Below are 9280 nucleotides of genomic sequence, written 5' to 3' on the forward strand. Positions count from 1 at the left end.
CACAGTATGCCATCTTAAAACAATATCTTTAAAAAGTTTTTCAGAAGAAATGCTTACCAATATCCTAATAATTATTACTTTTGATAACATAATACAACGATATGGAAAAGAAAAAGATTACAATAGAGGTAGAACCAGCTACAGCCGTAGCTACCGTCGGTTTATTGCGTGGGATATTTCCCAGTATCATCGAACAACTGGAAAGGCAAGCCGCAACAAACGGCAGCCCCTTAAAATTCAATAAAGTAGAAAATATGCAAGAAGTATTGGATGAGATTTATGAAAAGTGCATTGCCGAAACGAACCTCCGGGAGTTTGCCCAGGCGCACTTAAATAGTGACGGATTACCTAACTGATACAGAAATACGGAATCTGCCAGCCATCCTTATTCCAAATAACAAATGGTACAGAATTACACACCTGTCATGTAGGATGACAAAGCATTTGCCTTTGTCCCCTACGAAGCATTCGGTGATTTGCCACATTATCCCAAAGAAAAATGTGAGCAAATTTGCAAAGAGCTGAACAGCCTTATAAGACTATGTACTTATAGACCGAAAAAGGAAGATATTTATTTTCATCCGGTAAGTTATGTATGTCGTTCCGGAGGTTTCATAGTTACGGATAATCAGGCATCCTTTGAGGAATGCCCCTATCCTGCTTGCGCAGACCGTCATAGCTGCCAAAAAATATGTGATTTGATGAACCGTATCATTGAAGAGTCTTAATTATATAAGATACCATGGAACATCCAAACTCCAAATGCAGAATAGCGCAAGCTGAATATTTAAGTCGGCTACCTGAAGAAGAACGGGAAAATAAGGCCAGAGATATTAGAATCGGAAACGCCAGCTATATTTATCACCAACAAGCGGTTCCAATCCAAGAAAACAGATTGATAATGTATTATAAAGAGTGGTTGGAAGATCTTCCTCCCAATATTTCACGCCATATGAGAATGCTCGGATTTGAAGCATGTAAGACAATGATTCCGTTTACGAGATATGTGAACGAAAGAAACGATATTGGTATGCGTGACTGGATGCAAGAGCATCTTTCACCGGGTGACTTCAACTATTGGCAGGAACTTTCGAAAAAAGCAGGTTCGCCAACATTTTAATCCCATCCCGTTCAATACGCTGCCTGAAGAATAAAAGGTGCGTATTAAACGAGAATATTTTTTAGCGTTTAGTCATCTCTTCCCGCACCAGTTCCGTTTCTGTTGGGGAGAGTTTCGGCAATTTGACAGTTGCCGGACTTTCTAACTGGTAAGCCTTCACCTCATTGATAAGCAGCTGCCAGTCAAAAAGAAATTCTTCGGAACAACCATGTTTACGATAAATTTCTTTTGCTGCCTCCAAGATCTCAGGAGCGCAAAAATCGTCTCCCTGAAAGACAACTGCCGGACGATCATTATTGATACAGTCTCTCAATAATCGTAACTGATCTTTCATTGTTTACCCATTTTTACCATTGTCAAAAATTCGTCAGACGGTTTAAATGCCGGTATGTTATGAGCCGGAATAATCATAGTAGTATTCTTAGAGATATTCCGGGCTGTCTTTTGCGCTCTCTTCTTCACTATGAAACTACCGAATCCACGAAGATAGACATTTTCCTCCTTGCCCAACGAAGTCTTTACCTCGTTCATGAATCCTTCCACAACAGCAAGCACCGCTTTGCCGTCGATGCCGGTTCTGGCAGATATTTCCTTTACGATTTCCGATTTAGTCATTTCTTTATAATTTGAAAATTAGCGTGCAAAGATAATTAATCCAATGGATTATTTAAAGTCTGGCATCCGCAGCAAGCCCTGCCCTCGCCCAATGGAGTGTTACTTTACATTAAAGTATTCTATAAACATATCCTTTAAAGAGATGATTCGGTTTGCTCCATGGTCAAAATCTCCATGAAGCTGGCACAGATCATCAAAGATATCCTGGTACTCTCCATCACTGTTAGTCAGTTCCTGGCTCCCATGCTTGGCATAGGCTTCGGCACATTTTTTAAGATACTCCGCAAAATCCTTACAAGTAGGTTTATTCTCTTTCTCTTCCATCATTCACAAAACATTTGTCGAAACACTTCTTTCAGTTCCTCTATTTCCCTGTTGTTAAGTTCTCCAATTTTTCGTTTTATACGGCTTTTATCCACCGTGCGAATTTGATCAGTGGCTATCTCTCCTTCACGCCCGGCTACAGAACACAGAACCCGGTAAGGATAGTTCCTTATCGTGGAGGTTATCGGAACAATGACTACTGTTGTAAGGTACATATTCAAATCTGAAGGAGTGACAACAACACATGGCCGTGTCTTTGCCATTTCACCCCCACGGGTAGGGTCTAACTCTACCCAATACACTCCATACTGTTCTACCATGTCCAATCCTCAAACTTTTCATCCTCAAACACATCAGGGATAAGCAACTCATCATCCCCATTCTCATGGGCACGTTTGGCAGCTTCCGCCCATCCCTGCCGTGGTTGTGCCTTTATCACAATATTGTTCCCGTCCAAAGAAACGCTCACAGTCGATTTCAAGGACAAACGCAACTGTTTCAATATTTCGGAAGGAAGTATTATCCCCTTGCTGTTTCCAATCTGAATAATATTCGTTACCATAATGTTATAACTTTATAAGTTGATTATCACGATACAAATATAGATAAAGTTATAACAACACCAAAAGAAAAACTAACTTTTTCCCATTTTCACCGATAACCCGGCCAACGGCTTCACTCGTCGAGAGTGCTGGTGTATCCCCTTGCCGTACGGCGCTCCCCGACATATGATTCTTATCATGTCTTGTGTCCTTTTCTCCGGCTTCTAACAAACAAACGTGCATTAAAATGTTTCCATTTGAATTTTAGTTATTTGATACCCCAACTATGAACAACAAGACAGCAGAATGTTTCTGTTTTATTAAAATAAAAAGGGAACAAATTTTTAAGGTAATACTTACGGAAAAAACAGACTTTATAACGTTTCTTTTTCGTACATTTGCAACAATATAATAAAAGCGAAACATATAATGGAGAAGCAAGGAGAAATCATACTATACCAACCGGATGAAGCTGTAAGGTTGGAAGTACGTTTAGAAGATGAAACCGTTTGGCTCACACAAGCGCAGATAGCAGAACTTTTTCAACGTGACAGAACCGTTATTACCAAACATATAAATAATGTTTTTAAGGAAAAGGAATTGGAAGAGAAAAGCAATGTGCATTTTTTGCACATTGCTAATTCCGATAAGCCTGTCAAGTTCTTTAGTCTAGACGTAATAATTTCAGTTGGATACAGAGTTAAAAGCGTAAGAGGTACGCAATTCAGGCAATGGGCAAATAAAATTTTAAAAGAATATTTATTGAAAGGTTATTCTATAAACCAACGGCTCAATGACATGGAATATAGAATGAACAATAGATTCTTCCAAATAGAGAAAACCATTGCTGAACATGATGCAAAGATAGACTTCTTTGTACGCACCTCATTGCCTCCGGTGGAAGGTATATTCTTTGACGGTCAGATATTCGATGCGTATAAGTTTGCTACAGATTTAATAAAGTCTGCCAAATGCTCACTTGTGCTTATCGACAACTATGTAGATGAATCCGTGTTACTCATGTTGAGCAAACGAAACAGTGGAGTATCAGCTACTATTTATACACAAAATAAACGCACAGCTCCAACTTGATTTAAACAAACACAATGACCAATATCCTCCCATTGAAGCTAGAACCTACAAAAGTAGTCATGACCGCTTCTTAATCATTGATAATACGGAAGTATATCATATTGGGGCATCGCTAAAGGATTTGGGCAAGAAAATGTTTGCTTTCTCCAAACTGGAACTTCCTGCCCATACGATAATTGATGTATTATGAAATAAGCTAATCACCCATGCGAGAAGCGGAAGAGAATATAAAATTCAAGATGGAAATTGACGTATTGGTTCCCATTCCACGTACTGTCACCCGTGATTTCACCAGTTTGAAGCACCTGCGTCAATGGCAGAAACGGAATGACATCGATGGTTCTCTTTACTGTTTTGCACACCGGGAATACCTGCTCAACGAAAAGGGAGAATGGGAACAATTTACCGTTATCGGCAAACAGGTAGTGACTATCGGAGAACTGGAAAGGCTTCTTTTGGCAATGAAGCAAAAGGGGTTCAACCAATACAGCCGTGAGGAATATGAAGAATTAATGTCTTCATATTTGAAAAAGTGAAGAATTAAAACCTTCATTACACATTTAAATACGAAAACAGGATGAAAATAGGATATGCCCGTGTTTCCACCAAGGAACAACATCTGGATATGCAACTGGAAGCGTTGAAGGCTGCCGGATGCGAGAAAATCTTCTCTGAGAAAATGACCGGACGTCAACAAAACCGCCCGGAACTGGATGCCTGCCTGAGCTTTCTCCGGGAAGGCGACACACTTGTCGTATATAAGCTGGACCGGCTTGGCCGTTCGCTGAAGAATATCCTTACGCTATTGGAAGATTTCAAGAATAGGGGCATCCAATTCACCTCACTGCAAGACAACATCAGTACGGAAGGCGCAATCGGCCAACTGATGAACAACATTCTCGGTGCTTTCGCTCAGTTTGAAAGAGACCTTATCTATGAGAGAACCCAAGAAGGCAGAAGAATCGCCAAGGAAAAAGGTGTCAAATTCGGCAGAAAGACACTTATCAACAAAAACAACATCGCCAAGCAGAAAAGCTGCATCCAACTCTATGAATCCGGAACGCCGGTAAGGGAGATACAGAAAATATTAAACATAGGCAGTAGCGGAACAGTATATCGCCTATTAAGAAGGAATGGAATTGCGCTGAAATCCGAGAACAAAAATAACAAATAACGAATAAACCTCTGCCCATCCTTCAAAGATGATTCTCAAAGATCGTCTGCAATTCCACCTCTCAGCAAGATTATAGGAAAGTCCCCTTCACGGGGACTGATTTTTTTTAATTTTAATACAATAACTCCATGCACTCCTGTACCGCTTTTTCCAATGCTTCTTCCAAACAACAAAAAGCGTCCGCATTACTTTCGGAGTCATACAACACATAATCTCCAGCCCTCACAACCACATGCCAGACCGCCACGTTTTGTTCTGTTTGAAACGTATATTCACGAGTCTGTATCATCCATTGGATACATGCTGCCAGTGTCGGGCACTCGCACATATACATCGGGGTATTCCTTCCCTCAATATCGGTGCGTAGCCTATCCTGTTTGTCATACCAATACTCACAAGGCACGTAATAGTATAATTCCTTCATCATAAGAGCTGTGTCGCTATTAACCAATCTCTCTTTGTTGATTTGTGTAATCAAATTTTCCATATTAGCATTATTTAAGTTGAACATCTGATTTATTCTTCAGCTAGATTCAAGACCTTTTCATTTTTTGTATCGGGAAGGTCTTTGGTCAGCCGACCTTTTTTTTGATGTCATTCCCCATCTGAGTTCTGAGCCTTTTTTCGGCATATCAAGGTCTGGATTGCAAGCAATAAGCCAAGTTTCACTTATGGAAAATGTCGGGAAGACACTTCTTCATCGTTATTTTCCATACAGTAAAGGCGCATGGCCGTAACTTGCCATTTGCGGAATCCCGAAACCTTTGCCGAGCAAAAAGCCGGACTCGGATCGGAGGAAAGAAGCCGGGGGAGGCAGCCCACAGAAAGGGCAATCCGATACAATCAAGAAATTAACCTGCTATACCCTTGTGCGAGTGAAATAATCCATCATAGACACTACATACCTAAGTAGTGGTATCAATACACCGATCACATATATCATAGCGTAGCCCAAAAGGACAAAAGGTAATGTTTTACGATAAAGACATGCAACAGCGAGCAATATAAACGAAAAAGAAAAGCCATAAACCCCATATTGAAAACCGGGTATCAACTCATAAACAGGTACGGGTTCCGGATGAAGCATGGCTCCGGCCACAATAGAATAAAGGCTGGTCAATAATATAAGCAGCGTATATAAGCAACTCTTAAGAATCCTGGGATCATTCCTTTTACAATAGAGAATCGTTCGGATATCACTTCTAAGAAACTCAATGCCCAGTAAGAGAGCCACCATAACGCCTGTATCAAAAGTAGAAAATACATTCATTCCGATCACCTTTGGCGCGAAGATATGTATTTATTCTGAAAAGCCACGTCTTTGCGTATTTTACGATGTCGCATCCGATAGTCCGGGAAGCATTTTTTTGGTTCTTTTTTGGGGTGACTGCCCAAAAAGAACCCCGAAGCCGAAATCCCGGGCAGACGGGATTTCTCCCGTCCACCTTACCTATTTTGCAATCTTCCCTCGTCCGCATAGCTATAATAGTTATTGCCTGCCACAATCACATGGTCAACCAAACGGATGTCTAATGTTTCAGCGGCTTTTTTAACTGCTTCCGTCAAGCGGTCATCCGCACTGCTGGGCTTGCGTGCTCCTGATGGGTGGTTATGTACCATGATAAAAGATACGGCGTTATAATACAATGCCTGCTTCATGATAACCCGTATATCCACAGGGGCGGTATTTATCCCGCCGCATGAGATACGGACTTTACGGATGAGTTTGGACGAACTGTTCAGCAACAGCACCCACATCTCTTCAGTAGCTATATCGCACAAAACAGGATGCATCATTTTATAAACATTATTGCTGGATAAAAGCGCAGGACTTTCAACTTGCCCTTCTTTCAGCCGTTTATATAGCTCAATCGCCGCATAAGCGACTTTTTTACGGCTGGGTGTTAGTGTTTCCAGTACATCAGACAAGCACAATCCTTCTATTTCCATCTGTTCATACTTATATTCTTCACGTTTCAGTTTCTCACTGTTCGTCAAGGTATAAATCAACTCGCTGTTTTCCATCACCCGATAAACGTCATTCACTTCAAATACGGTTCTCTTCGTTTTCATACTGCCAAAAATTAAAAGATTAATACTCGCAAACATCGCTTGTCGCCCCAACCATAAATTTTTCCTCAACTGATTGGGAACAGTGCATTGAAGAGAAAGCGGGAAAGACGGATCAGAACGGGATTGAACTGGTAAATACTACCTCCCGGAATGGGAGGATGGAGATTTGGCTTTTCAATATCGGGCGTTCCGGCCACGCCTACCTTCGCAATGTTCCTATCAGTTCAGGAAAAAATCATCATACCTCTCTTCCGGCATAGCCGGAGCGTAGAGCGTTAGGGATAGCAGGGAAAAGCCTGGAGGGTAACGAGGACTTGCAACGAATAGCCCGGTCAGAAGGGAACGCCCTGAAAAACTAATTCGGATACAGAAGATGAACAGAACCGCCTTCCAATCATATAAAAAAACGTGAAAATCAACACATACTTCCGAAAAATCTTTTTCCGAAAGTACGTATAGGGCATGTGAAGGGAAAATTTATTTTCCCAGTCATTTCTATGTTATCGCTTTGGGGATATTTAAAGGGGTTAGGAGTTTAGGTCTTTATTATGTATTTTGGTGGATGGTTTTACACAGCTGATACCTTTTATTTAAAAATTTCTCTCTTTTATTTCACTGATATACCGACATATAAAAAAAACAGGGATTACCTATTCCCTTCATTAACGGGTGGACGGTTTTACACAGCTGACAAGTGAAACCGGACGCTTTTACACAACTAAAGCAAAAGGAGTGGACGGTTCTACACAACTAGAAGCAACAAACGGGACACTTCTACACAACTAATTCTATAAAAAACCGTGAAACGTGGACGGTTCTACACAGCTGGATCGTCCATGTTCACCGCCCCGTCCGTCTCCGGAGATATGAACTCTTCAGGAGCAGGAGCAACTTCCGTTCCATTGGCACTCTCCAACTCTTCCTGTGCCCATCCTTCCGGAAACCTGCCGAATACAGCCACGAAATCACTGATATATATCTGTTTTTTCTTTTCTACGCTTTCCGGGGAGTTTGCCCATAAAAGGAACTCTTTATACAGTCCGGCATCTTCCTCCACCTCTTTGATCTTCTTCCTCCTGACAGCCATATCCGTGTCCGGGTAGGCAATCTCGACATACAGCCCAAGCAGGTTCTTATAGAATTTCTTCACCACGACAGCATATTGTCCTTCATCAAAATAGTGCAGCGTATGCCTAGGAAACGAGAACAACACGGTATATGCCCATCTCTCATGATCGCCTTTCACAAAAGAGAAATTGAAATTGGTATATTTCAGGTAAGTATTCATCTTTTTCAGTATCGAGGCGACCTTCTTTTTCCGGTCTTTGGGTTCGGCAATCTCTATGCCGAGCTTTTTAGCCAGCTGATCGACTGTCAGCACATAAAAAGGAGCCTCATTCTTGGTGGTCTTATACTTGATCAGGTAAACCATCTTGGAAAGTTCCAGATAGAAATAGCGGTAACGGCTGGGCAGGCTACGGTAATCCTGAAGTTCCAAGAGGTTATAGAGCGAGAACATGAAATTCTTTATCTCCGGGCTTACCACTGCCGAGTACAGCCTTTTCGTTGACTTCTTCGTCTTGAAATCGGTCATTATGTCGAAACGTTTCAAGATCTGCACGAAATTATAGGATGTACGGCCATCCTCGCCAATGGTCGGATAGCAGAGGTTCTCCAATCCCAGTTTATAGAGAGCCGCCTCAAAAACCGTCTCGATAGGATGGCTGATTCTCTGTCCTGCCGTGTCGGTACATACATATTCCGGCTGCATATTCTTTCCGAACATGGCCGCGAGCTGCCGGCTATCCAGCTTGCGCTGCAAGTTGGTACGGTCATACCCCATCTTACGGCAGAAGTCTTCTACGGAGAACCAGGAAGTCCCGAACAAGTCTTTGAGGTGATAGCTGCCCAGGTATATGATCAGATCGAGCATGACATTTCCACCTGCCTCATACAACCGTTCAATCAGCACGGAATTATAGCTTTCCCCAAGCACCCTAGGGACACGAATCAGTTCTTTTGCCATGATAATACTTACAAAATCAATCCTTTCTCTGTTTTCATTGCCACAAAGATAGGCATACCGGCCAACATACGCGTCATAATTATCAATCAGTTTTAACGGTATGACCGGTATGGGAAAAGGAGAAGTACTTTCCTGAAGAATGCTTTATCCGCCCTTCATCAGAAAGAAAGCATCTTACACCTGTACCCCATAGACATCCTATATTACTTTTTCAGTTCTTCCGATAAAAAGGAACGGTCTATCAATACTTGCACCAATGGTTTCTCTTTGACAAACTCATCAAGCTCACGCTTTATCAATTTATTGCCCAACCC

The 9280-nt window shown here is 41.7% G+C and carries 13 protein-coding genes and 1 pseudogene; 5 read left to right on the forward strand and 9 right to left on the reverse strand.

Annotated elements, in window-relative coordinates:
* Positions 1-101: 101 nt before the first annotated feature.
* Together BSCG_RS01570 and BSCG_RS01565 are read left to right on the forward strand one after the other, a co-directional pair.
* Complete coding sequence (locus tag BSCG_RS01570) at positions 102-356, forward strand: hypothetical protein (protein WP_005868768.1); 255 nt, start codon at positions 102-104, stop codon at positions 354-356.
* Between the two features lie 386 nt (positions 357-742).
* A complete protein-coding gene (locus BSCG_RS01565; protein ID WP_008771453.1) occupies positions 743-1120 on the forward strand; it encodes a hypothetical protein in 378 nt (125 codons plus the stop codon).
* Between the two features lie 61 nt (positions 1121-1181).
* Here the strand turns inward: BSCG_RS01565 and BSCG_RS01560 are convergent, their stop codons facing one another.
* The 5 genes from BSCG_RS01560 to BSCG_RS01540 form a co-directional block, all read right to left on the reverse strand.
* Positions 1182-1454: a hypothetical protein gene (locus tag BSCG_RS01560; protein WP_005868772.1), complete on the reverse strand. Its 273-nt coding sequence runs from the start codon at positions 1452-1454 to the stop codon at positions 1182-1184.
* The gene (locus BSCG_RS01555; RefSeq protein ID WP_008771454.1) at positions 1451-1735 is read right to left on the reverse strand and encodes an HU family DNA-binding protein; all 285 of its coding nucleotides are present in this window, start codon (positions 1733-1735) and stop codon (positions 1451-1453) included. The genes BSCG_RS01560 and BSCG_RS01555 overlap by 4 nt, the downstream gene beginning before the upstream one ends.
* Before the next feature lie 99 nt (positions 1736-1834).
* Positions 1835-2062 (reverse strand): hypothetical protein, encoded by a 228-nt coding sequence (locus BSCG_RS01550; protein WP_008771455.1) that lies wholly within the window; start codon positions 2060-2062, stop codon positions 1835-1837.
* Positions 2059-2379 carry a type II toxin-antitoxin system PemK/MazF family toxin gene (locus BSCG_RS01545; protein WP_008771456.1) on the reverse strand — a complete coding sequence of 107 codons (321 nt, stop codon included), beginning with the start codon at positions 2377-2379 and terminating at the stop codon, positions 2059-2061. The genes BSCG_RS01550 and BSCG_RS01545 overlap by 4 nt, the downstream gene beginning before the upstream one ends.
* Positions 2373-2621, reverse strand: coding sequence for an AbrB/MazE/SpoVT family DNA-binding domain-containing protein (locus BSCG_RS01540; RefSeq protein ID WP_008771457.1), 249 nt, complete (start codon positions 2619-2621; stop codon positions 2373-2375). The genes BSCG_RS01545 and BSCG_RS01540 overlap by 7 nt, the downstream gene beginning before the upstream one ends.
* A 409-nt stretch (positions 2622-3030) precedes the next feature.
* Here BSCG_RS01540 and BSCG_RS01535 point away from each other — a divergent pair.
* The 3 genes and pseudogenes from BSCG_RS01535 (at position 3031) to BSCG_RS01525 (ending at position 4867) form a co-directional block, all read left to right on the forward strand.
* Positions 3031-3883, forward strand: a pseudogene (locus BSCG_RS01535) (virulence RhuM family protein).
* A 16-nt stretch (positions 3884-3899) separates the two neighbouring features.
* Complete coding sequence (locus BSCG_RS01530) at positions 3900-4229, forward strand: hypothetical protein (protein ID WP_005868780.1); 330 nt, start codon at positions 3900-3902, stop codon at positions 4227-4229.
* A gap of 41 nt (positions 4230-4270) precedes the next feature.
* Positions 4271-4867 (forward strand): recombinase family protein, encoded by a 597-nt coding sequence (locus BSCG_RS01525; RefSeq protein ID WP_005868781.1) that lies wholly within the window; start codon positions 4271-4273, stop codon positions 4865-4867.
* A gap of 112 nt (positions 4868-4979) precedes the next feature.
* Here the strand turns inward: BSCG_RS01525 and BSCG_RS01520 are convergent, their stop codons facing one another.
* The 4 genes from BSCG_RS01520 to BSCG_RS01505 all read right to left on the reverse strand — a co-directional run bounded on the left by BSCG_RS01520 (position 4980) and on the right by BSCG_RS01505 (position 8966).
* Positions 4980-5378 carry a hypothetical protein gene (locus tag BSCG_RS01520; RefSeq protein ID WP_005868782.1) on the reverse strand — a complete coding sequence of 133 codons (399 nt, stop codon included), beginning with the start codon at positions 5376-5378 and terminating at the stop codon, positions 4980-4982.
* Positions 5379-5726: 348 nt separating this feature from the next.
* Complete coding sequence (locus tag BSCG_RS01515) at positions 5727-6137, reverse strand: hypothetical protein (protein WP_005868783.1); 411 nt, start codon at positions 6135-6137, stop codon at positions 5727-5729.
* Positions 6138-6313: 176 nt separating this feature from the next.
* Positions 6314-6940 (reverse strand): RadC family protein, encoded by a 627-nt coding sequence (locus BSCG_RS01510; protein WP_005868785.1) that lies wholly within the window; start codon positions 6938-6940, stop codon positions 6314-6316.
* Between the two features lie 817 nt (positions 6941-7757).
* Complete coding sequence (locus tag BSCG_RS01505; RefSeq protein WP_005868786.1) at positions 7758-8966, reverse strand: hypothetical protein; 1209 nt, start codon at positions 8964-8966, stop codon at positions 7758-7760.
* Positions 8967-9280: the final 314 nt, after the last annotated feature.

The organism is Bacteroides sp. 2_2_4, from assembly GCF_000157055.1.
GTDB classification, from domain to species: domain Bacteria; phylum Bacteroidota; class Bacteroidia; order Bacteroidales; family Bacteroidaceae; genus Bacteroides; species Bacteroides ovatus.

Bases quoted from the DNA above. Each gene is read 5' to 3' on its own strand.
- BSCG_RS01565 (WP_008771453.1), top strand. From the start codon at position 743: ATGGAACATCCAAACTCCAAATGCAGAATAGCGCAAGCTGAATATTTA.
- BSCG_RS01515 (WP_005868783.1), bottom strand. From the start codon at position 6,137: ATGAATGTATTTTCTACTTTTGATACAGGCGTTATGGTGGCTCTCTTA.
- BSCG_RS01550 (WP_008771455.1), bottom strand. From the start codon at position 2,062: ATGATGGAAGAGAAAGAGAATAAACCTACTTGTAAGGATTTTGCGGAG.
- BSCG_RS01530 (WP_005868780.1), top strand. From the start codon at position 3,900: ATGCGAGAAGCGGAAGAGAATATAAAATTCAAGATGGAAATTGACGTA.
- BSCG_RS01545 (WP_008771456.1), bottom strand. From the start codon at position 2,379: ATGGTAGAACAGTATGGAGTGTATTGGGTAGAGTTAGACCCTACCCGT.
- BSCG_RS01555 (WP_008771454.1), bottom strand. From the start codon at position 1,735: ATGACTAAATCGGAAATCGTAAAGGAAATATCTGCCAGAACCGGCATC.
- BSCG_RS01540 (WP_008771457.1), bottom strand. From the start codon at position 2,621: ATGGTAACGAATATTATTCAGATTGGAAACAGCAAGGGGATAATACTT.
- BSCG_RS01505 (WP_005868786.1), bottom strand. From the start codon at position 8,966: ATGGCAAAAGAACTGATTCGTGTCCCTAGGGTGCTTGGGGAAAGCTAT.
- BSCG_RS01520 (WP_005868782.1), bottom strand. From the start codon at position 5,378: ATGTTCAACTTAAATAATGCTAATATGGAAAATTTGATTACACAAATC.
- BSCG_RS01525 (WP_005868781.1), top strand. From the start codon at position 4,271: ATGAAAATAGGATATGCCCGTGTTTCCACCAAGGAACAACATCTGGAT.
- BSCG_RS01510 (WP_005868785.1), bottom strand. From the start codon at position 6,940: ATGAAAACGAAGAGAACCGTATTTGAAGTGAATGACGTTTATCGGGTG.
- BSCG_RS01570 (WP_005868768.1), top strand. From the start codon at position 102: ATGGAAAAGAAAAAGATTACAATAGAGGTAGAACCAGCTACAGCCGTA.
- BSCG_RS01560 (WP_005868772.1), bottom strand. From the start codon at position 1,454: ATGAAAGATCAGTTACGATTATTGAGAGACTGTATCAATAATGATCGT.